Below are 24,585 nucleotides of genomic sequence, written 5' to 3' on the forward strand. Positions count from 1 at the left end.
ATGACCGAGCGCGCCGATCAAGCAAGCGAAGACGAAGCACGCGAGCGTGTGAATCGGCTCATCACGAGCCCAAGCTACCAACAAGCCGATGAAGACCGAGCCTTTCTGCTGCGCCCCGAGATGTGCGCCGTGCGCTTGCAGTTGGACTTCTGGAAGACTGAAGAAATTCTGCTGCAACACGGTATCGATCACACGGTGGTCGTCTATGGCAGCACGCGCATCGTCGAACCGTCGGTCGCGCGCGAACGCGTGCGCGCGGCGGATCGTCTGCTGGCAAGCGATCCGGCCAACCACGATTTCGTCCACGCGGCCGACCGCGCGAAGCGGTTGCTCGAACAGAGCCGATACTACGATATCGCCCGCACCTTCGGCCGTATCGTCGGCCGTCGCCGCGCGACGTCTACGCTTGCCCGGCTCGCCGTCGTGACGGGCGGCGGCCCGGGCATCATGGAAGCCGCCAACCGCGGCGCATTTGAATCGGGCGCGCCCAGCATCGGCTTGAACATCTCGTTGCCGCGCGAACAACTGCCCAATCCTTATATCAGCCCCGACCTTTGTTTCAAGCTGCACTACTTCGCCATTCGCAAGATGCACTTGCTCGAACGTGCGAAGGCGGCCGTATTCTTCCCCGGCGGATACGGCACCTGCGACGAACTCTTCGAAGTCTTGACGCTGCTGCAAACGGGCAAGATCGCCCCATTGCCCGTGGTGCTGGTCGGCGCGCAATACTGGCGTCGCGCTGTCGATTTCGATTTCCTCGTCGATGAAGGCATGATCGCGGCGATCGATGCGAAGTTGCTGACCTTCGCCGAATCGGCCGATCAGATCTGGGACGCAATTGCCGCCTGGTATGGCGAGCGTGCGCCCTCTCTTGGCGAACACGAACCTGGGCCCGAGTTGGCCGCGGGAGAGAAATCATGAAGCTGACGTTCTTAGGCGCGACGGAAACGGTCACCGGATCGAAATACCTGCTCGAAGCCGCGGGCCTTCGCATATTGATCGATTGCGGCTTGTTTGAAGGCACCAAGAACCTGCGCCTGCGCAACTGGGCGCCGTTGCCGATTCAGGTCGACACGATCGATGCCGTCATCCTGACTCACGCCCATATCGATCACTCGGGTTACCTGCCCGTGCTCGCACGTATGGGCTATCGTGGCCCCGTCTATGGCACCTCGGGTACGACGGATCTGTGCGGCGTCATGCTGCGCGACAGCGCGAAGCTGCAGGAGGAGGAAGCCGATTTTGCCAATCGTCATGGCTATTCGAAGCACCATCCCGCGTTGCCGCTCTACACGCTCGACGACGCCGAGCGCGTGCTCAAACAACTCGTGCCCTGCGAATTCAACGACAGCGTGAAGCTGAACGAGCATGCATCGTTTCGTCTTCTGCCGGCCGGCCACATCCTGGGCGCGGCGAGCGTCGTTCTTTATGTGGAGGGCAAGCTGATCGCATTTTCCGGCGACGTGGGCCGCTTCTCCGATCCGATCATGCGCGAGCCGATGGCGCCCATGCATGCCGACTACCTCGTCGTCGAATCGACCTATGGCGATCGTTTGCACGATCAAAGCGATCCGGCGGCCGAACTCGATGCGATTTTCACCCGCACGTTCAAGCATGGGGGCGTGGTCGTGATCCCCTCCTTCGCCGTCGGCCGGACGCAAGAGATCCTGCACTATATCGCCGTGTTGAAGGAAACGGGGCGCATGGCAAATGTCCCCGTGTTTCTCGATAGCCCGATGGCGATCGCCGTGACCGATCTTTATCGACGCCATCTGCGCGAGCACCGCCTGACGATGAGCGAAGCCGATTCGATCAGCAAGGCTGCGACGATGGTTCGCACCGTCGATCAATCGAAAGAAGTGTCGAGCCGGCGCGGGCCGATGGTCGTGATCGCCGGTAGCGGCATGGTAACGGGCGGCCGCGTGCTGCATCACCTGAAGGCGTTCGCGCCCGATTCGCGCAATACGATCGCTTTGGTTGGCTATCAAGCGGCTGGCACGCGCGGCGCGGCGCTCGAGGCGCATGCGCCGACCATCAAGATTCATGGCGAATATATACCGGTGCGAGCCAGAGTCGAAGCGATTTCGTCGCTCTCTGCACATGCCGATTACAACGAAATACTGAGGTGGTTATCGTCGATCACGACGGCCCCCGCCAGGACGTTCGTGACGCACGGAGAGCCCGCGGCAGCCGACGCCTTGCGGCGCCGGATCGAAGAACAGCTTCATTGGCCGTGCGAAGTGCCTACGTATCTCGAAGCCGCGGAGCTTGCGCAGTCGCCGTCTCACGAGCATGCGCTGTCCTGATGCAGATCCCGCAGCGCGCAGCGTGTCCACGCGGCGCTGCGCAGCGCAGATAGACGCACGCCGCTACTTGCAAATAGCCCGCGCCAACTTATGCCGGATCCAATCCATCCCTTCGCGCAGGCCGTCGAGCATCGCGTCCTGCTCGGTTCTGAACACCTTGAAGTGCCTGAATTGATGCTGGAACTTCCCCTTCGATTCGCGATGGATCACATGAATCGTGCAAGCGAATCCATCCGGGGTCGGATGCGTCTGTACCGAGACGGACCAATCGCGATCGCTGACTTTCCCTGACATCGACATGATGCGTACCTCGACCAAATTGAATGAACGGGCATGGATGCCTCTGATGACACTTGCCCGGAGGCCGGGATGACCACCGCGCTCATCCTGTTGAATATCGCCGTCTTCCTGTTCGAACAGGCGATGCCAGAACCTCTGCTCGATACCTTCGCGCTTTGGCCGCTCATGCGCTCGCCCGCGGCCGCAACGCCGCCCTTCCATGTGTGGCAGTTGCTGACCTATAGCGCGTTGCATGCAAACTTCACACATATCGCCTTCAACATGTTCGGTGTCTACATCTTCGGACGCGATGTCGAAGGCGTGATCGGCCCTGCGCGGCTGTTGGTGCTCTACATTGCAAGCGTCGTTGCCGGCGGCGCCGTCCAGATTCTCGTGCTGTTGCTGTCACCGCCGCTCGCCTACCCGACGATCGGCGCATCCGCCGGCGTCTTCGGGCTGCTCGTCAGTTTCGCGATTCTGTTTCCACGCCGGCGGCTCGTTCTACTCTTCCCTCCGATCCCCATGCCGGCCTGGCTCTTCGCGACCGGCTACGCAGCGCTGGAATTGCTGCTGGGCGTCAGCGGGGGAGCGCCGGGCGTGGCGCACTTCGCTCATCTTGGCGGCATGCTCGGTGCACTCGCGTGCTTGCTCGCCTGGTCGCGTCACGAGCGGCGTGTGTCGTAAGACGTGCACGCGGCATATGTCTACGTGCCGGGCGGCCGAGCGAAAAAAGTGGCGCGACCCGTTCGAATGCGGCCGCGCCCAAAACCCCGAGATCCCCAACAAATCAGCGATCCTTCCAAATCAATTGATCTGCAACCGTTTTTGCGGCGAGTCCTTCTTCTTCTGCAAGGTCAACGACAACACGCCATCCTGGTACTGCGCCGCGGATGCGGCCTCGTCGATATCGGTATCGAGCGAGAACGAGCGGCTGATCACGCCCGAATAGCGCTCGCGACGGATGACGCGCTCGCCCTCCTTCGTTTCTTTGCTGCGCTCCGCCTTGGCCGTGATCGACACGACGTTACCGTCGATCTTGACGTCGATGTCCTTCTTGTCGAGGCCGGGCAGCTCGGCCTTCACCGTATAACTGGTGTCGCTCTCGGCGACATCGATCTTGATGTCGGAAAGCGGTGTTTCGCCGCTGAACGCCAGGTTGCGCATCGGTCGAAAGAATCCCTGAAACATATCGGCCACGGGCTCCAGCGAAAACGGTTCGTAACGGGACAAATTGCTCATCACATTGACTCCTCGGTTGACAAGTCGAATCGCGGGCATGCAAAGGCCCGCTTCAAGCCTTGATTTCCGTCGGCCGACATTCGTTCCGGTCGATGGGCAGCGATGCATAACCTACTGTAGCCAGTCCCGCACACCAGCGATTGATTTGCATCAACCGAGGGCTTTCGCCCCCCGTGAGCGGCGTTTTACGGACCGGATTGCGCGGTCCCGCGTCAGCGCATATGCATGCCGCCGTTGATCGCGATGTCCGCTCCCGTAATGAATCCCGCATCGTTCGAACAGAGAAACGCGACGAGTGCCGCCACTTCGTCGGGACGACCCAGTCGACCGACCGGGATCTGCGGCAGAATGCGCGTTTGCATGACGTCCCCGGGTACCGAGGCCGTCATCGCGGTATCGAGGTAGCCCGGCGACACCGTGTTGACGGTGACGCCGTGCTTTGCCAGTTCCAGCGCGAGCGACTTGGTGAAACCGTGCGCGCCCGCCTTTGCAGCAGCGTAGTTCGTTTGACCGTAGGCGCCGCGCGATCCATTGACCGAGCCGATGTTGATCACGCGACCAAAGCCGCGTTCCACCATCGCTCCGATGAACGGCTTCGTCACATTGAACAGTGCATCGAGATCGGTTCGCATTACCGCATCCCAATCGCTCTTGGTCATCTTGGCGAAGCTGGCGTCGCGCGTAATGCCCGCGTTGTTGACCAGGACGGAGACCTCGCCATGCTCTGCGATGACGCGCTTCGCACAACGCGAGCACGAATCGAAGTCCGCGACGTCCATTTCGTATGCGTAGAACGTGCGGCCTGCGTCGCGTTCGTGCATGAGCCACGTCGAAACGTGATCGTTGCGTTCGGAGTGGGACATCGTAACGATCATGCCCATGTCGTGCAGACGACGACTGATCGCCGCTCCCAATCCTCCCATTCCTCCAGTAACAAATGCGACTGGCTTGCTCGACATGGTTTTCTCCTCGGAAATGGACTCCAATCGGCGCGGCAATGCACGTATGAATCGTATTGCGGCACGCGCAACGGCTATCGATCAATTTAAACAGCGGCGGTTGCGTGCGCTTGACCTTCATCAACCAGTGACGCATATGTGCGAGCGGGCAAGCCAATCCGTTCGTTTCGCACGCACGATTTCGCTTGACTTGCATCAATTGCCAAATCGGGACAGCTCCTAGACTGGGAATCACGATCCAGTGCCGCGATTCCTTTATGGGAGCTAGAGCGATGAGTTACAAAAGCATCCTCGTTCACCTCGATACGAGCGAAGCCGTGCATAGCAGGCTAGAACTCGCCCTATCGCTCGCCAAGCGATACGACGCCTACGTGACCGGGTTCTTTACGGTCTTCACGCCGGAGCCCGGCTCGTTCTACGTGATGGCGGCCAATGCCGAGCTCTACGTGGAGCAGCGCCAACGCCGCGCCGAGCAACAAGGTGCGCTCGAGCGTCTGTTTCGCGCCGAGCTCGTGCGGGCGAACGTTCACGGCGAATGGCAATCGTCTGCGGAATTTGCCAACCGCGTCGTCCCGCAGGCGGCGAGACTTGCCGATCTCGCGATCGTCGGGCAATTCAATCGCAACGACCCGGATTCGTTCGTCGCCGAGCAATTCGTCGAAAACACGGCGATCGCTTCGGGACGCCCTGTGCTTGTGGTGCCGTACGCGGGGCAGTTCGACGAAGTCGGCACCCATGTGTTGATTGCCTGGGACGGCAGCCGAGAAGCGACGCGCGCCCTGCACGACGCCCTGCCGTTTCTGTCGCGCGCGAAGCGCGTGACGGTGCTGACAATCAACGCGTTGGCCGGCGAGCCGCCTGAGAACCGCATCCCGGGCGTGGACATCGCGGCGGTGATTTCTCGCTACGGTGCGAATGTCGTCACCGAGGAAGTCGAGGGCGTCAAAGACGAGCCGATCGGCGAGATGTTGCTTTCGCGCGCCGCCGATTTGAGCGTGGACCTCATCGTCATGGGCTGTTACGGCCACTCGCGCTGGCGCGAACTCGCGCTCGGCGGCGCTACGCGATCGATGCTCAAATCGATGACCGTGCCCGTGCTGATGTCGCATTGACCGAACGCGGCAGGCGGCCCCTTCACGCAATTCGATCGACGTGAAACTGACAAGAGGCTTGACCATGTATCAACGAATCCTGGTGCCGATCGATGGCAGTCCAACTGCACAGCGAGCACTCGACTATGCGCTCGCGCTGGCGCGCGAGACCCACGCGGAATTGATCCCGCTCTACGTCGTCGACATCCCGATCGTGGCCTACGAAGCGCCGGGCTACGACCCGTCGATCGTGCGCGATGCGTTGCTGGAAACCGGTGAAGCGCTGAAAAAGGACGCCCTCGCAGCCATGCAGCGCGAGAACGTACGTGGTGAGCCGCGCGTCGTCGAGATCCTGGCGCCGGGCATCGACGTCGCCGAACGCATTCTCGAGGAAGCGCGGGCCACTCATTGCGACCTCGTTGTCATGGGCACCCATGGACGGCGTGGGTTCCGTCGGCTCGTACTCGGCAGCGTTGCCGAACGTTTCACGCGCATCTCCTGCTGTCCCGTTCTCCTGATCCCAGGCGCCGTCGACGACGGCGCCACCGCTACCGCTGTTACGCACACTGCCTCCACCCACCGCACCGGAAAGGTTTTGCTATGAGCTACAAGACTTTGCTCGTCCATATCGACGACAGCCGTCACAGCGAAGCGCGTGTCGCCTTCGCACTAGAACTTGCGGCCAAGCACGACGCGCATTTGATCGGCCTTTACGTTGTCTGCCAGGACTTGTTGCGGCCGCTCGTCAAACGCGACGACAGCCTCAGTCTCGGCAAGCTCGAAGCGCAAGGCGTGGAGCGCATGAACCGCGCTTGTGAACAGTTCACCGCCACAGCGCAGCGCGCAGGCCGTCCGTTCGAATGGCGCGCCCCGGCGGGCCCGGCCATCGACGCGACGGTGCTGCATGCGCGGCATGCCGACCTTGTCGTGATGGGTCAGGAGGATCCTGATGATCAGGCCTCCTACGTTGCCCGCAACTTCGTCGAAGAAGTCGTGATGAGCAGTGGGCGCCCCGTGCTTGTGCTGCCGTACGCCGGCCGCATCGCAACGTTCGGCGAGAACGTGGTGGTCGCTTGGGACGGTAGCCGTGAGGCCGCGCGTGCGCTGGCCGATGCGCTGCCGATCCTCAAGCACGCCCGCTTCGTGACCATTTCGACGGTGCAGAAGCAGCCTGATCGCGATGAGCCGGCCGGCTTCGACGTCTCCGGATATCTGGAGCGGCATGGCGTGCGCGCCGCATTTGCATCAATTCCGCGCGCACCGGGCATGACCACGGCCGCGACGTTGCTCAATCAACTGAGCGATGCGCATGCCGACCTGCTGGTGATGGGGGCATATGGACACGCGCGGGCAAGAGAGCACGTGTTGGGCGGCGTCACCTATACGATGCTCGAAACGATGACGGCGCCGGTGCTGATGTCGCGCTGATTGACGACTTCAAGATCGCCACTCAGCCGCTGCGGCGGTCGGCATCGATACGTTGTCGACCGCCGTAGTGGCATTCTCGCTCGCGTGATCAGCGGCGGCGCATCTTTCTGCGCCTTCCCCAGAAAATTTCCCCCGTGCAGCGACTGCCCACCGACCGAAGGCTGCGCAGCTCGCTGCCTTATGGCTTCAGTCGTAAAACCGGAAATAGCCGCTATGTAATATCACCGGCTTTTTACCGACCTCTTCCAACATCCTGCGCGCCGCGTGCTCGATTCTATGCCGATGATGATCGAACGCGCGCATGGCGTCCTCTTCGCGTGACGACGGCGCACCGAAGTGATCTTCAAGCGCTTCTGCCGTGATGGAGCAATCGATGCGCTCGCCGTCGACGAGCGCCGGGAACGTCACAACGAGATCGGGGCCGCAGTACTGCGGCGCATCGTGGGGAAAATGAATCTTCATGGCCGTTCCCTTTCTCGGATGAATCGGGCGCAGAGCCACTCCGCTCGTAGCGTGCGGAAGCCGGCGCACCGGTTCGGGCAAGCCCGCGCGCATGGCTGGTCGCATGAAGCGCGGCGATCTGCTCTTCTGTGCTCCAGGATACCCGCGCAAGCGCGGGCTGCAAGCCCCGGGGCCGGACTCCCGTTGACGCATGTCAAGCGCCTCTCGTTTGAAGGCAAACGTGCACGAGCCAGGTGATAGCGCATGGGCGCACCAGTCGGCCTTGATATGCGTCAATCGCGCACAGGCCATCGTCCCTACACTGGATGCCACGTCACCCTTTCGGAGTACCGCCATGAAGGCACAACGACGGTCGTTCGCGGTGGAGCTGAGCTGCTTGATCCTGGTCGCTGTGGCTACCCCCGCGATCGCGCAAACGGAGCCCACCGAGCTCATCAATCGTCAGCATTGCATGTTCTGCCACACGGTGGATGCGCCCTTTCTCGCACCTTCGTTTCATCAGATCGCGGAGCGGTACAGAAAAGAACCGCATGCCGCGGATGTGCTCGCCAGGAAGTTGCGTCTGGGCGGGCGAGCGCACTGGGGCGATACGCCGATGCCGCCGCCGTCGGAGCGCGGCGGCCCGCTCTCGGCGCGGGATGCGCATACGCTTGTCGATTGGGTCTTGAGCCAGTGATCGCGCGGCGGGAAGGTACTGCCACGCCGCTTGATGCACTCAGGGACTGTGATGCTGGCCCGCCTCGTCATCGAACTCCGAGGCCGGATTGAGCAGCAAAACGAACGCCGCTATGCCGCCAATGAGGACGGCCACGCCATACTTGACGGCACTCGCTTCATCGAACACCAACCCGTGAATCGCCGCAGCGATACCGAAGATGGCCAGGAAGATCGACACCGTGGCCATGACGATCCGGAAGTTGCTTTTCATCGTCACGCTCCCATGGTTGGCGACGTCGGGCGCGCTTCGGATGCATCGCCCTTTGCATTTCGTGAAGCGCGACGACGCGCCGACACGTGAATACGAACCTCTATCGTGTCCGATTGCACGCTGTACGCGTTGACCTGCGTCAATCGGGAGCAGCGCGAAGCGTTGAGTCGTCGCGGTTTGACATCGCATCCCTACTGCCGCGCACACTGCGGTTGATGTAAATCAGGGCCACCCTGCGACCCCTATGCAACAGTGGATCCCACGCCGACTCGAGGACAATTCGATGGAAACCCGCCCGACCACGGGATGCATGGAGGACGGCGCCGCTGCGCCGCCGGGCCTTTTAGCCGAGAGTCCATTTCGTTCGCTCGACCACGCGAAGGAAGCCTGGATCGCCAGAGGGACAGGCGGACTGTCGCCCGCGGCGCTCGCGCTCGCGTTTTCCGATTGGTTCATTCATCTGCTGGCGGCACCCGGTAAGCAGTTGGAGCTCGCTTCGCTCGCCGTGCGCCAGGGTCGGCAATTTGCCGAAGCGGCTGGCGGCGCCGCGCCATTGGAGCCCATGGGTCCGGGCGACGATCGCTTCGCTGCCGCAGCGTGGCAAGCCGCCCCGTTTCGATACTGGCAGCAAGCCTTTCGCCTGACCGAGCAATGGTGGTGCGCAGCAACGCGCGACACGCCCGGCACGACGCGTCACCATGAGGACGTCGTGTCCTTTGCGGCCAGGCAATGGCTCGATGTCTTTTCTCCGGGCAACTTCGCGTTGACGAACCCCGATGTCTTGCAGCGCACCGCTGCGACGTGGGGCGCCAATCTCGTACAGGGTGCATGCCATGCGATGGAAGACGCGTGGCGCGTGACAACGGGCCAGCCGGCTACGGGCCTGGAGCACTTCAAACCCGGCGTCGATGTGGCAGCGACACCGGGCAGCGTGGTGTTTCGCAATCATTTGATCGAGCTGATCCAGTATCGTCCGTCGACGGCCGCAGTTGCTGCCGAGCCGCTGTTGATCGTGCCGGCATGGATCATGAAGTACTACATCCTCGATCTTTCTCCGCACAACTCCCTCGTGCGTTATCTGGTCGACCAGGGGCACACGGTCTTTTGCATTTCGTGGCGCAACCCCGACGAAAACGATCGCGATCTCGGCTTTGAGGACTACCGCCAGCTCGGCATCATGGCCGCGCTCGACGCCATCTCGCGCATCATGCCCGACCGGAAGATTCACGCGGCGGGATATTGCCTGGGCGGCACTTTACTGGCGATTGCGGCGGCCTCGATGGCGAGCCAGCGCGATGAGCGGCTCGCATCGGTGACCTTGTTCGCGGCGCAAACCGACTTCACCGAGCCAGGCGAGCTTCAACTCTTCATCGACGACAGTCAGGTCTACTTTCTCGAAAGCATGATGTGGGAACGCGGCTATCTTGGCGGAGCGCAAATGGGCGGTTCGTTTCAACTGCTGCGATCGAACGATCTCGTCTGGTCGCATGCCGTGCGTCATTACCTGCTTGGCGAACGCGAGCCGATGACGGATCTGGCCGCTTGGAACGCGGATCGTACGCGCATGCCCTATCGCATGCACTCACAGTACCTGCGCCATCTGTTTCTCGATAACGACCTCGCCTGCGCACGCTATGAGGTCGACGGTCGACCGATCACGCTGCGCAACATCCGCGTGCCGATGTTCGTCGTCGGTACGGAGCGGGACCATATCGCGCCGTGGCGCTCGGTCTATAAGATCCATCATCTGGCCGATACCGATATCACGTTCGTTTTGACGAGCGGCGGGCACAACGCGGGCATCGTCAGCGAGCCGGGCCATCCGCATCGCCATTTCCGCATCAAGTCCACCGTGCATGCGGATCTGAACGTCGGCCCCGACGAATGGGCCGCTGCCGCCGAGATGCGCGAAGGCTCATGGTGGCCCGCATGGGAGGCCTGGCTCGACGAGCACTCGTCGGCACAACAGGTCGCCCCGCCGAAGGCAGACGGCCCTGTCATCACGGCGGCGCCAGGTACTTACATTTTCCAAAAATAGAGGCGATTTTATGGACCGCGACCTTATTCGCAACCACGCTTCGGATCACGGCCGTTACGAAGCGTTCATTCGCGCGGCGAGCTGCGGGCCTGCGCTGCGAACAGCGATCGTGCATCCGTGCTCGCCCGAAGCGATCCGCGCGGCCGTCGAGGCGCGCGATGAAAACCTTCTCGATCCGCTGCTCATTGGCCCTGAGGCGAAGATTCGCGCGGCGGCCGATGCGGCCCATGTCAGCCTCGACGGCATCGAGATTGAAACGGTCGAACACAGCCACGCGGCCGCCGCGCGCGCAGTCGAACTCGGCGCGGCTCGCAAAGTCGCGGCTTTGATGAAGGGCAGCCTGCATACCGACGAGTTGCTGGCGGCCGTGGTCGCGCCGAATTCGGGCCTGCGCACCGAGCGTCGCATCAGCCACGTCTATGCGATGGACGTGCCCGCTTATCCGAAGCCGCTCGTGGTCACCGACGCCGCGATCAACATCGCGCCTACGCTCGATCAAAAGCGCGACATCTGTCAAAACGCGATCGATTTTCTGCGGCTGATGGGCGTCGAGGACCAGCCGCGGGTCGCAGTCCTGGCGGCCGTCGAAACGGTGAATTCGAAGATGCAGTCGACGCTCGACGCGGCGGCGCTGACGGTGATGGCCGCACGCGGGCAAATCACGGGAGGGATCGTCGACGGCCCGCTCGCGTTCGACAACGCAGTCGATCCCGCAGCCGCAAAGACCAAGGGTATCGTCTCGGCCGTCGCGGGCCAGGCCGACATTTTGCTCGTGCCGGACATCGAAGCCGGCAACATGCTCGTCAAGCAATTGATGCTGTTTGCGGGAGCGGACGGCGCGGGTCTCGTGCTCGGCGCGCGCCTGCCGATCATTCTCACGAGCCGGGCCGATTCTCTGCGCGTGCGGCTGGCCTCCGCTGCGTTGGCCAAGCTTGTCGCCGAGCGCGCGCCGCATGGAGCTGCCGCGTGATGAGCGAGCCCCTTTTGCTCACGTTCAATCCTGGCTCGTCGACGATCAAGTTCGGGCTGTTCCGAATCGCGAACGGCGTGCCGATTGCCATCGGCAAAGGCTCGATCGATCTGCACCGCACGCCGCTCGTGCTCGATCTGACCAAGAGCGGGGATCTCGCTCGCATCCCTTTGCGTGCACGAATCACCGACGATCTGCACGAAGTGATCGACGAGATCCTGAGATGGTTCGCGGCACATTTCTCATTGGACGAACTGGCCTGCGTCGGTCACCGTGTCGTGCATGGCGGTGACCGGTTTGTCGGGCCGGCGATCATCGACCCGTCCACGTTGGCCGCTATCGAAGCGTTGGTGTCGCTCGCCCCTTTGCACCAGCCGCAATGCGTGCGTTTGATCCGCGCGATGGCGACATTGCGGCCGCACCTCGCGCAGTTTGCATCGTTCGACACGGCCTTTCACCATACACAATCGGATCTCGTGCGGCGCTTCGCCATCGCCCGGCGCTTGTTCGATGCGGGCATCAAACGATACGGCTTTCATGGACTCTCGTATCAGTACATCAGCGCCCACCTTGAAGCGGCCTTCCCCGATCTCGCGCGGGGCAAGGTCATCGTTGCGCACCTGGGTAGCGGCGCCAGCCTGTGCGCGCTCGAAGCCGGCGTAAGCCGCGACACGAGCATGGGCTTCTCGACCCTGGACGGCATCCCGATGGCGACGCGCTGCGGCGCGCTCGATGCCGGCGTGCTGTTGCATTTGCTCGGCGAACGCGGGTGGTCGCTTGAGGAAGTCGAGCGCCTGCTTTATCACGAGTCCGGCCTGCTCGGCGTTTCGGGCATCAGCGCGGACAGCCGCGAGTTGCTGGCGAGCGCCTTGCCGCAGGCGCGCGAGGCGATCGATCTGTTCGTGTTCCGCATCGCGGGTGAAATTGCGAGACTTGCCACTTCGCTTGGCGGGCTCGATGCGCTCGTATTTACCGCGGGCATCGGCGAGCATCAGAGCGAGATTCGCGCCGCGATTTGCGCGCGTCTGGCATGGCTTGGGATCGAACTCGACGCGCAGGCCAATGCGAGCCATGCGCGCATCGTCAACAGAGCGGGCAGCCGCGCCGCTGTGCTCGTGATTGCTACCGACGAAGAGCAGGTAATCGCGCAGGAGGCCATGTCGATGCTCGATCGTCTCGCATCGACCGACTAGAATAAATTTGAGTCGGTCCAACCGGAACCTGTTGCTCTGCGAGGCTGCCCATGCTCCAACTGCTTACTGTGACAGTGGCGAACCCCGATGGCTTGAACTTCATCCTGGGTCAAACGCATTTCATCAAATCGGTCGAAGACATCCACGAGGCGCTGTTCGAATCCGTCCCGGGGCTGGCGTTCGGGCTGGCGTTTTGCGAGGCATCGGGCAAGCGTCTCGTGCGCCGTTCCGGCACCGACGCCGGTCTCGTGGAACTCGCTTGCACGAACGCACAAGCGATTGGCGCCGGCCACAGCTTCATCGTCTTTCTCGGCCAGGGATTCTTCCCGATCAACGTGCTGCCGAAGGTGCGTGCCGTTCCCGAGGTTTGCCGGGTGTTTTGCGCGACGGCGAATCCGACCGAGGTGGTGATCGGCGAGACCGGCCAGGGCCGCGGCATCCTTGGCGTGGTCGATGGCTTTCCGCCTTTGGGGATCGAAAGCGATGACGATATCGCCGGGCGCAAAGCACTGCTGCGCGAGTTCGGCTACAAAGGCTGACAACGACGCATAGCGCGGCCGATGCAGCGCAGCATCCGAATGAAAGAGCAAGACCCGGTGCGCGCCCAGGCTTGGTCCGGCGCAGCATAGAACCCATCTGTCGCCATCGCATACCGGAAACACCGTGAGCACACTTGTCCCGTCCCGCATCGCGTCGCCCGCCAACGATCGTTCGGCCGATGAGCCTTTGACAGCCATGGAGGTCGTGGCCGATCACGTGAAGGCGCTCGATTGGGAGGCGATCGAAGCCTCGCTCGATGCGTACGGCTTCGCTGTCATTCCCGCCCTGCTGGCGGAAAGCCAATGCCGGGCGCTCGCCGGGCTGTACGATCGCGATCCGCTTTATCGCAGCCGCGTCGTCATGAGCCGCCACGGCTTCGGCCAAGGCGAGTACAAGTACTTTGCGTACCCGCTGCCCAAACTGATCGCAAGCCTGCGCACGACGATCTATCCGCATCTGGTGCCGATTGCGAATCGATGGAACGCGATCATGTCGATCGACGTTCGCTACCCGGCAACGCACGCGGCGTTCATCGAGCGCTGCCACGGTGCCGGTCAGTTGCGCCCTACGCCGTTGATCCTGCAATACCAACAAGACGATTACAACTGCCTGCATCAGGATCTTTATGGCGACCATGTCTTTCCGTTACAAGTCGCGATTTTGCTATCGCAGCCTGGGCGCGATTTCACCGGAGGCGAATTCGTGCTGACGGAACAACGTCCGCGTATGCAATCGCGCGCCGAGGTCGTCGCGCTGCAGCAAGGCGACGCCGTTATCTTCGCGGTCAGCCAGCGGCCGGTGCAAGGGACACGCGGGCCGTATCGCGTCAATTTGCGGCATGGCGTCAGCCGCTTGCGCTCCGGGCGCCGCCATACGCTCGGCGTCATTTTCCACGACGCGCTCTAGGCGCAGGCTCTCCCGTGCCCCAGTAGCGGAGTGCAACGCGGGGTTCGTCACTGCGCCACGCGCGCCTAAAATACCGCGTAGGGCCACGCGCTTTTTGCGGCCGCCGCCGCACGGCCCCCAAACTCTCGCAGGTGCGTCTATGTATGCCCTGTTCAAAGATCGTACGGAAGCGGGACGCCTGTTAGCCGAGCGTCTGCGCGGCTTGGCAAGCTCCGACGCTTTGGTGCTGGCGCTGCCGCGCGGTGGCGTGCCCGTAGCCTTCGAGGTCGCGAGCGCCTTTGGAGCCGAGCTCGACGTGCTGCCGGTACGCAAAATCGGCGTGCCGGGCCACAAGGAGTTGGCAATGGGGGCGATCGCGTCGGGCGACGCGTTGTATGTCGAGCGCGACACAATGCACGCAGCGCACGTTTCGCAAGCGCAGTTCGATGCCGTGTTGGCGCAGGAGCGCATCGAGCTTGAGCGGCGCGAGACGCTTTATCGGGGGAATCGGCCGCCCGCCCGTATCGAAGGCCGCACCGTGTTGCTCGTCGACGATGGCATCGCCACCGGCGCCACCATGAAGGCAGCGGCGGCTGCGGTGCGTGCGCATCGGCCGGCGCGCGTCATTGCGGCGCTTCCTGTCGCGCCGGCCGGTATCGAAGGGGAGTTCGCGGACATCGTCGACGTGTTCGTCTGCGTCGCCCAACCCTCGCTGTTTTTCAGCGTCGGGCAACATTACGAGGATTTCGGCGAAACGACCGACGACGACGTGCGCGATCTGCTGCACCGCGCATGGAGCGGAAACGAGCGCGGCACGCCTCCCTAGGCGTGCCGCTGCGGCGAAAACGAAGGGATTACAACCGCACGATCGGTGGGGTGTAACGACATTCGTAGCGCTTGCGGACAGTGCCGTTCTCGTCGACGCTTTCGAGGTAGACGTCGAACTGCCAGAGCCGAACCATGTGCTTGAGCACTTCTTCGCTGTCGTTGGCGAGATGTCGGTTGTCGCTCATGAAGTGTCGCAGCGTGAGACTGCGATCGCCGCGCGTGTTGACCGACCACACCTGGATGTTCGGCTCGCGGTGATGCATGTCGTACTGACGCGAGAGCGATTGCCGCACGTGCTGATAGCCGCTGTCGTCGTGAATGGCCGACACTTCGAGCGCATCCCGCGTATCGTCGTCGAGGACCGAAAACAGCCGCATATCGCGAATGAGCTGCGGCGACAGATATTGTGCGATAAAGCTTTCGTCCTTGAAGTTGCGCATCGCGTAGTGCAGCGTTTGCAGCCACGGCGAGCCCGCGATATCGGGAAACCAGCGACGATCTTCTTCCGTGGGCGCTTCGCAGATACGACGAATGTCGCTCATCATCGAAAACCCGAGCGCATACGGATTGATGCCGTTGTAATACGGCTTCGTGACGGGCGGCTGATAGATGACGTTGCTGTGCGAATGCAGGAACTCCATCATGAAGCCGTCTTCGAGCAGGCCCTGGTTATAAAGCGTATTGAGGAGCGTGTAGTGCCAGAACGTGGCCCAGCCCTCGTTCATGACCTGGGTCTGCCGCTGCGGGTAGAAATACTGCCCGATCTTGCGCACGATCCGAATGACTTCGCGCTCCCAGGGTTCGAGCAGAGGCGCGTTCTTCTCGGCGAAATAAAGCAGGTTTTCCTGCGGCTCGGGCGGATAGCGCTCTTCCTCTTCTTCGGCCTGCGGCGTCTGATGGGACGGCAGCGTACGCCAAAGCTCGTTGACCTGCGATTGCAGATAGGCTTCGCGCTCGCGGCGCAACGCCGCTTCCTTGGCAAGCGAGATTTTCTGCGGCCGCTTGTAGCGGTCGACGCCGTAATTCATCAGTGCGTGGCACGAGTCGAGCAACTCTTCGACGCGATCGAGGCCGTACCGCTCCTCGCATTCGGCGATGTAATTCTTGCCGTAGACGAGATAGTCGATGATCGCGTGCGCATCGGTCCAAAGGCGGAACAGATAGTTGCCCTTGAAGAACGAGTTGTGCCCATAGGCGGCATGCGCGATCACGAGCGCCTGCATCGTCATCGTGTTCTCTTCCATCAGATACGCGATGCAGGGGTTCGAATTGATGACGATCTCGTACGCAAGGCCCATCTGCCCGCGCCGGTAGCTCTTTTCCGTCGACAGAAAATGCTTGCCGAACGACCAGTGTCGATAGTTGACGGGCATGCCGACGGATGCATAGGCATCCATCATCTGCTCGGCGCTGATGAGTTCGAGTTGGATCGGATAGACGTCCAACTCGTACTGCTCGGCGACTTGGGCGATATGTGTGTCGTACTCTTCGATGAGTTCGAACGTCCAATCGGACGGCCACGGCAACGGTCTGCGGTCGGCGACGTTCATACGGGGTTCCCTTTGCGCCACAACAGGGGCGGCTGCTTCGGTGAGGCTGGGCGAGTCCGTCCTGGCGGCGGCATCTTGCGGATACTGCCCGCCATGCGGCCCCTGCTCGTGCGTGCGCTTACGGCTGCGCTCCGGCCTGTAGCCGCGCGACTCGTTATGCAAATGCTTATTACTCATGAGGTCGCTACCTGCTTCTCGAACAGTTCCCTGAACACGGGGTAAATGTCGGCTGCAGTGTCGACCTTCTTCATGGCCAGGTGCGGTTCCGTGAGCGCAAGCTGGGCGTACTCCAGCCACAGATTTTGCTCTTCGGGTGCGACTTGAATATAGGCGAAGTACCGGGCCTTTGTCAGGATGTCCTCCCGCAGGATCCGGCGGCACTTCGGCGAATCGTCGGTCCAATTGTCTCCGTCGGACGCCTGAGCCCCGTAAATGTTCCATTCACTGGGCGAATAACGCTCGTTCTGGATCTTGCGCATGAGTTCGAGCGCACTCGATACGACCGTGCCGCCGCTCTCCGTCGAGTGGAAGAACGTGTCTTCGTCGACCTCCTCCGCGCGCGTATGGTGGCGGATGAACACGACTTCGATCTTTTCGTAGTTCCGCTTGAGGAAGAGGTAAAGCAGGATGAAGAACCGCTTCGCCAGATCCTTGCGTTGCTCGTCCATCGAACCCGATACGTCCATCAGGCAGAACATCACGGCTTGGCTCGACGGCTGCGGTTGCTTGACTCGATTCACATAGCGAAGATCGAACGGATCGATGAACGGAATGCGCCAGATCCGCCCACGCAGGTGGTGGATCTCTTCCTCGAGCCGTTTCAGCTCATCGCCGTGAACGCCGGGTTCGTTCGTCAGCAACTCGTACTGACGTTCGAGCTCGTGCAACTGGTTCACGAGCGGTGCGCCAAGCGCGATGCGCCGGCCAAGCGCGCTGCGCAGCGAGCGCACGACGTCGATATTGTTCGGGGTGCCTTCCGCGGCCCATCCCGCGCGGATGCTTTTCCAGGTGGGCACGGCGAGCAGATGCGTCTTCACGAGCCGCGGCAGTTCGAGGTCGTCGAAAAAGTACTGCATGAACTCGTCGCGACTCAGCTCGAAAACGAAGTCGTCCTGCCCTTCTCCGTCGTTGCTCGCCTGACTGCCTCCGCCTCCGCTGCCGCCGTTCGGGCGCGGGATTTTGTCGCCGCGCACGTAGTCCTCGTTACCGGGGTGGACGAACTCGCGACGTCCGCCGGCGCCGTGGTGAAACTGCGGCTCGGCAATGTCCTTGCGCGGAATCGTAATGCTCTGCGTGCTTTGAATGTCCTTGATACTGCGATCGCGCACCGCTTCCGACACGGCGCGTCGAATGTAATTCTTCACACGGCGCAAAAAACGCTCGCGATTCGCAATGCTTTTGTTCTTGCCAGCCAACCTGCGGTCGATGATTTGATGAAGCACACCCAGTCTCCCGCTTCTGATTGCCTAAAGCGACACGACGAGCCTTCGCGGGCTTACGCCCTCGCACTGCGCGCCGCTTGCGCCTGAAGCGCTTGGTTGGCGCTCGCGGGCGGCAAACCCGCGAGCGCGTCGCACCTGCTATTGCCGAACCTGCTGTTCCCGTTACGACGACTTGCGCACGCGCAGGTACCAGTCGCAGAGGAGGCGTACCTGTTTCGGCGTGTAGCCCTTCGCGACCATGCGATTGACGAAGTCTTCGTGCTTGCGTTGCTCTTCAGCCGAGCCCTTGGCGTTGAACGAGATGACGGGCAGCAATTCCTCCGTGTTCGAGAACATCTTCTTCTCGATGACGACGCGCAGCTTCTCGTAGCTGATCCAGGCCGGATTCTTGCCGCCGTTGGCGGCGCGGGCGCGCAACACGAAGTTTACGATCTCGTTGCGGAAATCCTTCGGGTTGCTGATGCCCGCCGGCTTCTCGATCTTTTCGAGCTCGGCGTTCAGCGCGGCGCGGTCGAAGCTCTCGCCCGTGTCGTGATCGCGGAACTCCTGATCCTGGATCCAGAAATCGGCATACGTGACGTAGCGATCGAAAATGTTCTGACCGTATTCCGAATACGATTCGAGGTAGGCGGTTTGTATCTCCTTGCCGATGAACTCGGCGTAACGCGAGGCCAGCAGATCCTTCACGAACGACAGATACTTTTGCTCCGTCTCCGGCGGGAACTGCTCGCGTTCGATCTGCTGTTCGAGCACGTACATCAGATGCACGGGGTTGGCCGCCACTTCAGCCGAATCGAAGTTGAACACGCGCGAGAGAATCTTGAACGCGAACCGTGTCGAGATCCCCGTCATGCCTTCATCCACGCCGGCGTAGTCGCGGTACTCCTGGTACGACTTCGCCTTCGGGTCGGTGTCCTTCAGGTTCTCGCCGTCGTAGACCTGCATCTTGGAGAACAGGTTCGAATTCTCCGGCTCCTGCAAGCGCGTCAGCACGGAGAATTGCGCCATCATCTTCAGCGTACCGGGCGCGCAAATCGCCTGGCCGAGCGACGAACTGCGAATCAGCTTCTCGTAGATCCTGATCTCTTCCGACACGCGCAGGCAATACGGCACCTTGACCACGAAAATGCGGTCGAGCAGCGCCTCGTTGTTGCGGTTGTTGCGGAAGGCTTTCCATTCCGACTCGTTCGAGTGGGCGAGGATGATGCCGTCGAATGGAATCGCTCCGAACCCTTCAGTGCCCTTGAAGTTGCCTTCCTGCGTCGCCGTCAACAGCGGGTGCAGCACCTTGATCGGCGCCTTGAACATTTCGACGAATTCGAGCAGCCCTTGGTTGGCGAGGCACAGACCGCCCGAATAGCTGTAGGCGTCGGCATCGTCTTGGGCGTACTGTTCGAGCTTGCGAATATCGACCTTGCCGACCAGCGACGAGATGTCCTGATTGTTTTCGTCGCCCGGTTCGGTCTTCGCAATGCCGATCTGCCGCAGTATCGACGGGTAACGGCGGACAATCCGGAACTTGCGGATGTCGCCGTTGTACTCGTGCAGGCGCTTGACGGCCCACGGACTCAGGATGCTCTTCAGGTAGCGGCGTGGAATGCCGTACTGCTCTTCGAGCACGGGACCGTCTTCGTCGTAATCGAACAGCCCGAGCGGCGATTCGTTGACGGGCGAACCCTTGATCGAATAGAACGGCACGCGCTCCATCAACTGCTTGAGTCGTTCGGCGATCGACGATTTGCCGCCGCCCACAGGACCGAGCAGATAAAGAATCTGCTTGCGTTCTTCGAGCCCTTGCGCGGCGTGACGGAAGTACGCGACCACCTGCTCGATCACGTCCTCCATGCCGTAGAACTCTTTGAATGCGGGGTATACCTTGATCACCTTGTTCGCGAAGATTCGCGACAGGCGGGGGTCGTGGCGCGTGTCGACTTGTTCCGGCTCCCCGATGGCCGTCAACATGCGTTCGCTGGCCGTCGCGTACGCGGCGGGATTGTTCTTGCAGAGCGCGAGATACTCTTCGAGCGAGAACTCCTCCTCCCGGGTTTTCTCGAAGCGTTCCGCGAAGCTGCTGTAAATATCCATGCTACCTCCTCGCCTAAGTCTGCGGACGATGTCGTCTACCAGGTGGGCTATACCGAAACGACCTCGCTCGAATTCATCCTAAACCCTTTTAAATTATTTTTCACTGCCTCCGTTGCCCTAGGTCATACATGTGTGCCCTAACTTGGAGATGCACATACTGTCGCCTACAATCTTTGTCCTGCCTCGCGCTTGCTTTCGCACTTTTTGCGCCATCGAATCGCGTCGATCGCGAACGGCCCGCTGCATCGATTTCGCTCTCTGGCCGCTCGATGTTTCCTGTTTCGTGCAAACCCGACTGACGTCGGCGCACATCGGGCTCATCGTTATGTGGGCCACCACCGCAACGCGCGCTCGTTTCTCACATACCGGCATCTTCTCGCCCCCTTGCGTCGCTTCGACGCCTCGATATGACCGCGAGCCATCGGCGCCTTCGCACACGCAATGCCCGCTCGCAATCGAACGCACAATATATGCGTCATCGCGCCTTGCAAGCGGTGTGCAGTGCGATTCGCTGCACGCCCTCTCTCGTGTGTATACGCGCGACGCACCCCGTCGGACTACACACATGCGAATCCGTTACAAATTTCACGAAACAATGGACACCTCTGGCCAGAGGACTGGGGATCTTTCTTTGCGGGGAATGGGGCGGGTGATGCGGGGGCTGCTTTCGGTGGCCGGCTCGCCAGCGCAACGCAGTTTTGGGGGCAGATGCTTGCCGACCCGCTTGTCCTTGGCCGAAGGGACCGGGCCGGCCAGTACGTGATATCAGAGCGACGTCACGCGTGGAGGGAATGCACGGCGGCGCAAAGCGCAATCGTCAATCGGGTTTGCGTTTGCGTTCGCGGTCGCGTTTGGCTCGCACAGATCGTCAAAACGTTTCCCAATCGTCGCCGGAGGCACTCGCAGCGGCCGTGACGGTCGGAGCGGCAGCTTTGCGAGCCGGCGCGGGAGCGGGGACGCGTGCGGTCGCCGCCGCGGGTTTGGGATCAGCCGTCGAGGCGGACGCCGGCGCTCGCACCGTTGAGTCCGCAACGGGCTTGGTTGCCGGCGCAGAGAGCGAACCTGGCTTGCGCGCTACGTGGCCCGCAGCGGCCGTGGGCCTCGGTGTGGATGGCGCGGGCGCGCGGTGCTCACGCGTCACCAATGCATCGCTCGTCGCGGCACGTGCGCTGCCGGGCTTGTTCGCCGGGTTTCGGACAGTGGCACTGCGAGTCGGCGCTATCGGTGCAGACGCCGATGCCGATGCCGATGCCGATGCCCGCCCCGCACTGCCTTCGTGCGCGAGCTGAAACACGCTGACCGCGCTGCGCAATCTGTCGGCCTGCTCCTGCAACGACTGCGCGGCGGCCGACGCCTGCTCGACGAGCGCGGCATTTTGCTGCGTGACCTCGTCCATCTGCGAGACGGCGCGCGCGACCTCGCCGATCCCGCCGCTCTGCTCTTCCGAGGCGGCCGCAATTTCGCCCATGATATCCGTGACGCGTTGCACGGCCGCGATGATCTCTTCCATCGTGCGGCCGGCCTCCCCTACGAGCGCGGAACCTGTCCGGACACGCTCCACCGAAGTATCGATGAGCGTCTTGATTTCCTTGGCCGCCCCCGACGAGCGCTGCGCCAGTGCCCGCACTTCCCCGGCCACGACCGCGAAGCCGCGCCCTTGCTCTCCCGCTCGCGCCGCTTCGACGGCCGCGTTCAGAGCGAGGATGTTGGTCTGGAACGCGATTCCTTCGATGATCGTGATAATGTCGGCGATCTTCGCCGAGCTGTCGTTGATCTCGCCCATCGTGCCGACCACCTGGCCGACGACCGCGTTGCCCTTGTTGGCGATTTCCGACGCGTTCGTGGCCAATGCGCTGGCCTGACGCGCATTTTCGGCATTCTGACGAACGGTACCCGTCAGCTGGTCCATGCTCGACGTCGTTTGTTGCAGCGATGCGGCCTGTTCCTCGGTCCGCGCCGACAAGTCGAGGTTGCCGGCCGCGATCTCCTTTGTCGCCGACGCGATCGATTCGCTGCCGCTGCGCACCGTGCGCACCGTCTCGGTCAGACTGCGCTGCATCCTGGCGAGTCCTTCGAGCATCAGGCCCATCTCGTCGCGCGTGCGCGCCACGATCGGTTGACGCAGATCGCCCGTTGCGATTGCATCGAATCCTTTGAGCGCATCCGCGAGCGGACGGGCAATTGCTGCGCGCAGGTTCAGGTAAGCGAGCACCGCGGCCACGAGCGCCGCTACGAGCATCGCCATGGTGACGACCTTGAACGTGTCGTAATTCGATTCGGCGTCGTCAAACCCCGCTTTCGCTTGCGAAAACCGGACCTTGCTCAACGTATCGTCGCTCTTGGATAGGGCGACGAACGCCCCTTGCAGATCGTCAGCAGTACTCAGAATCTTGTCGTGGTCGTTTGCGCTGATCGCGTCCTTGTATGCCGAAATCACCACCTGCAGTGCCGCGCGCTTCGCGTTCACGTCTTGCGCGAGCTTGTCTTGATCGGGGGCGTGCGGCAGAGCCAGATATTTTTTCCACCAGTCTTCCGATACCGCGTGCAGCACCGCCGCCCGATCGATATTCTTCTTCGTCTCGTCGGCTTGTCCTGCATGCATGGCGGCCCGGTCCAGCGCGAGGCGTTCGCGCGCCGCGTAGCTCTCGGCCATGCCGATCGCGACGACAGCCGGCATCTGATTCGAATACATGTCGCGCGTTGCGTCGCTGGCCTTGCCCATGCCTGAGAGTCCCAACGTACCGAGGGCCAGCACGAGTGCCGACAAGAACATCATCGCCAAGCCGATGCGCGTTTTGATCGTCATACCGTTCGTCAACATGCGAAGTCCTTGTTCAAAACCGATGAACACAGTGTCTTGCGCGGGTTGTCTACGCGCGCAAACGTATGCTTCCCCACCGTTAACGGTAGAACGGGCAAGAGACTTGAGATCTTTGATTGATACGATAAATGGGCACCCGTAAGCGATAGACGGAGCGCCCACGAAGAAGGCGAGCGAGCGCTCGCCGGTCGATCAAGAGGCCGGGTCGGGTTCGGCCAGGGAATCGGCCAGCGTTTCTCCGGCCACGGGCAGCCGCGGCACACGTACGACGAGATCGATATTCAAGCTGCCGACGACCGCCACGGTCCCTTCCCGCCCGGCTTGCCGCGTATCAGTGCCCGTCATCGTTCCTGTCATCGTCTCCCTTTCCTCAGTCTTGTCTCGCAGCGAATGCGGCCTGTGGCCCTTACGCGCACAAGGCGGTATCCCTCGGCCCGGCGAACACGGCCGTCGATTCGCGCAGCACGAGCCGCGGCGTGATCACGCGCCGACGCGTCGCCCCGCTGACGGCGCCGCTGATCCGCTCGATCAACATGTGGGCGGCCGCCTCGCCGAGGGCGCGTACCGATTGGCCCACCGTCGACAGCGCCGGATACGTATAACTGCTGAGCTCGATATCGTCGAACCCGATGATCGAGCAGTGCTCGGGTACGCGAATGCCGCGTTCGGCGGCCACGCGCAGTGCGCCGATGCCCATCATGTCGTTGCAAGCGAAAATCGCCGTCGGGCGCACGGTGTCGAACAGCCGGCCTGCCGCCTCCTGGCCGCCAGGCCCGGAAAAATCGCTTTCGACGATCGCGCTGGGTTCGATGTCGATGCCGCGCTCGGCCATCGCGCGAATGAAGCCATGCACGCGCATCGCGCTGACCGCCGTCGCCACCGGCCCTGTGATGCAGCCGATGCGGACGTGGCCCAGTTCGAGCAGGTGCTTGGTCGCCAGATAAGCGCCGCGCTCGTGATCGATCTGAACGAGATCGGCCGAGAGCCCCTCGATGTTTCGGTCGACGATGACGAGCGGCTCGCGCGTGTCGGTCAGGCTCCTGGCCAGCACGGCGTCCTCGCCGGCCGACGCGATGATGAGCCCGTCGATGCGCTTTTCCTGCAAGGTCCGCAGGTAGTTGCGTTGCTTGGCTGGATCGTCGTCGGAGTTGCAGAAGAACATGCAATAGCCCTCGCGCGCGCAACCGTCCTCGATGCCGCGCGCGAGCTCGGCGAAATACGGATTCGTGCTGTTGGGCACGACGAGCCCGATCGTCGCCGTCGAGCGCGCCTTGAGCGAGCGCGCCACCGCGGACGGCACATAGTTGAGCTGGCTGATCGCGCGCTCGACTTTCGCGCGCACGTCGGCCGACACCGGCCGCGTGTTGTTGACCACGTGAGACACCGTGGTGAACGACACGCCGGCCATGGCCGCTACATCCTTGATCGTCGCCATTACCGATTCTCTCTCGCTTGTTTTTCTCTTGCCGGCTCGACGAGCCTGAGACCCACCCCGTTCATGCTACCTCCGACGCCGTTGCGCCGCGTTTCCCCGCGCGATG

At 62.2% G+C, this 24,585-nt stretch carries 23 protein-coding genes and 1 pseudogene; 13 read left to right on the top strand and 11 right to left on the bottom strand.

Going from position 1 to position 24,585, the window contains the following annotated elements:
- Both C0Z19_RS03195 and C0Z19_RS03200 read left to right on the top strand, forming a co-directional pair.
- Positions 1–921: an LOG family protein gene (locus C0Z19_RS03195; RefSeq protein WP_102608340.1), complete on the top strand. Its 921-nt coding sequence runs from the start codon at positions 1–3 to the stop codon at positions 919–921.
- A complete protein-coding gene (locus tag C0Z19_RS03200) occupies positions 918–2,306 on the top strand; it encodes an MBL fold metallo-hydrolase RNA specificity domain-containing protein (RefSeq protein ID WP_102608341.1) in 1,389 nt (462 codons plus the stop codon). Before C0Z19_RS03195 ends, C0Z19_RS03200 begins: the two co-directional genes overlap by 4 nt.
- Before the next feature lie 63 nt (positions 2,307–2,369).
- On the opposite strand, the gene C0Z19_RS03205 is transcribed toward C0Z19_RS03200, so the two are convergent.
- Positions 2,370–2,606 carry a UDP-glucose 4-epimerase gene (locus tag C0Z19_RS03205; RefSeq protein WP_102608520.1) on the bottom strand — a complete coding sequence of 79 codons (237 nt, stop codon included), beginning with the start codon at positions 2,604–2,606 and terminating at the stop codon, positions 2,370–2,372.
- 69 nt (positions 2,607–2,675) lie between these two features.
- Between C0Z19_RS03205 and C0Z19_RS03210 the strand changes: the two genes are divergently transcribed.
- The gene (locus C0Z19_RS03210) at positions 2,676–3,269 is read left to right on the top strand and encodes a rhomboid family intramembrane serine protease (protein ID WP_102608521.1); all 594 of its coding nucleotides are present in this window, start codon (positions 2,676–2,678) and stop codon (positions 3,267–3,269) included.
- Between the two features lie 120 nt (positions 3,270–3,389).
- On the opposite strand, the gene C0Z19_RS03215 is transcribed toward C0Z19_RS03210, so the two are convergent.
- Both C0Z19_RS03215 and C0Z19_RS03220 read right to left on the bottom strand, forming a co-directional pair.
- Positions 3,390–3,824, bottom strand: coding sequence for an Hsp20/alpha crystallin family protein (locus C0Z19_RS03215; RefSeq protein ID WP_102608342.1), 435 nt, complete (start codon positions 3,822–3,824; stop codon positions 3,390–3,392).
- Positions 3,825–4,036: 212 nt separating this feature from the next.
- Positions 4,037–4,783: a beta-ketoacyl-ACP reductase gene (locus C0Z19_RS03220; RefSeq protein ID WP_102608343.1), complete on the bottom strand. Its 747-nt coding sequence runs from the start codon at positions 4,781–4,783 to the stop codon at positions 4,037–4,039.
- 272 nt (positions 4,784–5,055) lie between these two features.
- On the opposite strand from C0Z19_RS03220, the gene C0Z19_RS03225 reads away from it, so the two are divergent.
- From C0Z19_RS03225 to C0Z19_RS03235, 3 genes are all read left to right on the top strand, one after another.
- Positions 5,056–5,895, top strand: coding sequence for a universal stress protein (locus tag C0Z19_RS03225; RefSeq protein WP_102608344.1), 840 nt, complete (start codon positions 5,056–5,058; stop codon positions 5,893–5,895).
- Positions 5,896–5,959: 64 nt separating this feature from the next.
- Positions 5,960–6,478, top strand: coding sequence for a universal stress protein (locus C0Z19_RS03230; RefSeq protein ID WP_102608345.1), 519 nt, complete (start codon positions 5,960–5,962; stop codon positions 6,476–6,478).
- Positions 6,475–7,302: a universal stress protein gene (locus C0Z19_RS03235; protein WP_102608346.1), complete on the top strand. Its 828-nt coding sequence runs from the start codon at positions 6,475–6,477 to the stop codon at positions 7,300–7,302. Before C0Z19_RS03230 ends, C0Z19_RS03235 begins: the two co-directional genes overlap by 4 nt.
- A gap of 186 nt (positions 7,303–7,488) precedes the next feature.
- Here the strand turns inward: C0Z19_RS03235 and C0Z19_RS03240 are convergent, their stop codons facing one another.
- Positions 7,489–7,764, bottom strand: coding sequence for a DUF1488 family protein (locus C0Z19_RS03240; protein WP_102608522.1), 276 nt, complete (start codon positions 7,762–7,764; stop codon positions 7,489–7,491).
- Between the two features lie 334 nt (positions 7,765–8,098).
- Between C0Z19_RS03240 and C0Z19_RS03245 the strand changes: the two genes are divergently transcribed.
- The gene (locus C0Z19_RS03245; protein WP_233195981.1) at positions 8,099–8,440 is read left to right on the top strand and encodes a c-type cytochrome; all 342 of its coding nucleotides are present in this window, start codon (positions 8,099–8,101) and stop codon (positions 8,438–8,440) included.
- A gap of 39 nt (positions 8,441–8,479) precedes the next feature.
- Here the strand turns inward: C0Z19_RS03245 and C0Z19_RS28170 are convergent, their stop codons facing one another.
- The gene (locus C0Z19_RS28170; protein WP_154868659.1) at positions 8,480–8,692 is read right to left on the bottom strand and encodes a DUF2964 family protein; all 213 of its coding nucleotides are present in this window, start codon (positions 8,690–8,692) and stop codon (positions 8,480–8,482) included.
- Positions 8,693–8,975: 283 nt separating this feature from the next.
- Between C0Z19_RS28170 and C0Z19_RS03255 the strand changes: the two genes are divergently transcribed.
- From C0Z19_RS03255 to C0Z19_RS03280, 6 genes are all read left to right on the top strand, one after another.
- The gene (locus C0Z19_RS03255; protein WP_102608524.1) at positions 8,976–10,730 is read left to right on the top strand and encodes a PHA/PHB synthase family protein; all 1,755 of its coding nucleotides are present in this window, start codon (positions 8,976–8,978) and stop codon (positions 10,728–10,730) included.
- A gap of 10 nt (positions 10,731–10,740) precedes the next feature.
- Positions 10,741–11,700: a bifunctional enoyl-CoA hydratase/phosphate acetyltransferase gene (locus C0Z19_RS03260; protein ID WP_102608348.1), complete on the top strand. Its 960-nt coding sequence runs from the start codon at positions 10,741–10,743 to the stop codon at positions 11,698–11,700.
- A complete protein-coding gene (locus tag C0Z19_RS03265; protein WP_102608349.1) occupies positions 11,700–12,893 on the top strand; it encodes an acetate/propionate family kinase in 1,194 nt (397 codons plus the stop codon). Before C0Z19_RS03260 ends, C0Z19_RS03265 begins: the two co-directional genes overlap by 1 nt.
- 50 nt (positions 12,894–12,943) lie before the next feature.
- Positions 12,944–13,432: an adenosine-specific kinase gene (locus C0Z19_RS03270; protein WP_102608350.1), complete on the top strand. Its 489-nt coding sequence runs from the start codon at positions 12,944–12,946 to the stop codon at positions 13,430–13,432.
- 196 nt (positions 13,433–13,628) lie between these two features.
- Entirely contained in the window at positions 13,629–14,339 is a 711-nt protein-coding gene (locus C0Z19_RS03275; protein WP_102608351.1) for a 2OG-Fe(II) oxygenase, read from the top strand.
- 139 nt (positions 14,340–14,478) lie between these two features.
- On the top strand, positions 14,479–15,144 hold the full coding sequence (locus tag C0Z19_RS03280; RefSeq protein ID WP_102608352.1) for a phosphoribosyltransferase: 666 nt from the start codon (positions 14,479–14,481) through the stop codon (positions 15,142–15,144).
- Positions 15,145–15,172: 28 nt separating this feature from the next.
- Here the strand turns inward: C0Z19_RS03280 and C0Z19_RS03285 are convergent, their stop codons facing one another.
- From C0Z19_RS03285 to C0Z19_RS03310, 6 genes and pseudogenes are all read right to left on the bottom strand, one after another.
- Positions 15,173–16,873, bottom strand: coding sequence for a SpoVR family protein (locus C0Z19_RS03285; protein ID WP_102608353.1), 1,701 nt, complete (start codon positions 16,871–16,873; stop codon positions 15,173–15,175).
- Positions 16,870–18,138, bottom strand: a complete 1,269-nt coding sequence (locus tag C0Z19_RS03290) for a YeaH/YhbH family protein (protein ID WP_102608354.1) — start codon at positions 18,136–18,138, stop codon at positions 16,870–16,872. Before C0Z19_RS03290 ends, C0Z19_RS03285 begins: the two co-directional genes overlap by 4 nt.
- A 162-nt stretch (positions 18,139–18,300) precedes the next feature.
- Positions 18,301–20,223, bottom strand: a complete 1,923-nt coding sequence (locus C0Z19_RS03295; RefSeq protein WP_102608355.1) for a PrkA family serine protein kinase — start codon at positions 20,221–20,223, stop codon at positions 18,301–18,303.
- Between the two features lie 868 nt (positions 20,224–21,091).
- A complete protein-coding gene (locus C0Z19_RS03300) occupies positions 21,092–23,044 on the bottom strand; it encodes a methyl-accepting chemotaxis protein (protein ID WP_102608356.1) in 1,953 nt (650 codons plus the stop codon).
- Positions 23,045–23,269: 225 nt separating this feature from the next.
- Positions 23,270–23,401 (bottom strand): annotated as a pseudogene (locus C0Z19_RS03305) (ribokinase); the annotation flags it as partial.
- 49 nt (positions 23,402–23,450) lie between these two features.
- Positions 23,451–24,479 (bottom strand): LacI family DNA-binding transcriptional regulator, encoded by a 1,029-nt coding sequence (locus C0Z19_RS03310; protein ID WP_102608357.1) that lies wholly within the window; start codon positions 24,477–24,479, stop codon positions 23,451–23,453.
- Positions 24,480–24,585: the final 106 nt, after the last annotated feature.

The sequence above is a fragment of the Trinickia soli genome, from assembly GCF_002879855.1.
In the GTDB taxonomy this organism is placed as follows: domain Bacteria; phylum Pseudomonadota; class Gammaproteobacteria; order Burkholderiales; family Burkholderiaceae; genus Trinickia; species Trinickia soli.

Bases quoted from the DNA above. Each gene is read 5' to 3' on its own strand.
- C0Z19_RS03195 (WP_102608340.1), top strand. From the start codon at position 1: ATGACCGAGCGCGCCGATCAAGCAAGCGAAGACGAAGCACGCGAGCGT.
- C0Z19_RS03200 (WP_102608341.1), top strand. From the start codon at position 918: ATGAAGCTGACGTTCTTAGGCGCGACGGAAACGGTCACCGGATCGAAA.
- C0Z19_RS03205 (WP_102608520.1), bottom strand. From the start codon at position 2,606: ATGTCGATGTCAGGGAAAGTCAGCGATCGCGATTGGTCCGTCTCGGTA.
- C0Z19_RS03210 (WP_102608521.1), top strand. From the start codon at position 2,676: ATGACCACCGCGCTCATCCTGTTGAATATCGCCGTCTTCCTGTTCGAA.
- C0Z19_RS03215 (WP_102608342.1), bottom strand. From the start codon at position 3,824: ATGAGCAATTTGTCCCGTTACGAACCGTTTTCGCTGGAGCCCGTGGCC.
- C0Z19_RS03220 (WP_102608343.1), bottom strand. From the start codon at position 4,783: ATGTCGAGCAAGCCAGTCGCATTTGTTACTGGAGGAATGGGAGGATTG.
- C0Z19_RS03225 (WP_102608344.1), top strand. From the start codon at position 5,056: ATGAGTTACAAAAGCATCCTCGTTCACCTCGATACGAGCGAAGCCGTG.
- C0Z19_RS03230 (WP_102608345.1), top strand. From the start codon at position 5,960: ATGTATCAACGAATCCTGGTGCCGATCGATGGCAGTCCAACTGCACAG.
- C0Z19_RS03235 (WP_102608346.1), top strand. From the start codon at position 6,475: ATGAGCTACAAGACTTTGCTCGTCCATATCGACGACAGCCGTCACAGC.
- C0Z19_RS03240 (WP_102608522.1), bottom strand. From the start codon at position 7,764: ATGAAGATTCATTTTCCCCACGATGCGCCGCAGTACTGCGGCCCCGAT.
- C0Z19_RS03245 (WP_233195981.1), top strand. From the start codon at position 8,099: ATGAAGGCACAACGACGGTCGTTCGCGGTGGAGCTGAGCTGCTTGATC.
- C0Z19_RS28170 (WP_154868659.1), bottom strand. From the start codon at position 8,692: ATGAAAAGCAACTTCCGGATCGTCATGGCCACGGTGTCGATCTTCCTG.
- C0Z19_RS03255 (WP_102608524.1), top strand. From the start codon at position 8,976: ATGGAAACCCGCCCGACCACGGGATGCATGGAGGACGGCGCCGCTGCG.
- C0Z19_RS03260 (WP_102608348.1), top strand. From the start codon at position 10,741: ATGGACCGCGACCTTATTCGCAACCACGCTTCGGATCACGGCCGTTAC.
- C0Z19_RS03265 (WP_102608349.1), top strand. From the start codon at position 11,700: ATGAGCGAGCCCCTTTTGCTCACGTTCAATCCTGGCTCGTCGACGATC.
- C0Z19_RS03270 (WP_102608350.1), top strand. From the start codon at position 12,944: ATGCTCCAACTGCTTACTGTGACAGTGGCGAACCCCGATGGCTTGAAC.
- C0Z19_RS03275 (WP_102608351.1), top strand. From the start codon at position 13,629: ATGGAGGTCGTGGCCGATCACGTGAAGGCGCTCGATTGGGAGGCGATC.
- C0Z19_RS03280 (WP_102608352.1), top strand. From the start codon at position 14,479: ATGTATGCCCTGTTCAAAGATCGTACGGAAGCGGGACGCCTGTTAGCC.
- C0Z19_RS03285 (WP_102608353.1), bottom strand. From the start codon at position 16,873: ATGAGTAATAAGCATTTGCATAACGAGTCGCGCGGCTACAGGCCGGAG.
- C0Z19_RS03295 (WP_102608355.1), bottom strand. From the start codon at position 20,223: ATGGATATTTACAGCAGCTTCGCGGAACGCTTCGAGAAAACCCGGGAG.
- C0Z19_RS03300 (WP_102608356.1), bottom strand. From the start codon at position 23,044: ATGTTGACGAACGGTATGACGATCAAAACGCGCATCGGCTTGGCGATG.
- C0Z19_RS03310 (WP_102608357.1), bottom strand. From the start codon at position 24,479: ATGGCGACGATCAAGGATGTAGCGGCCATGGCCGGCGTGTCGTTCACC.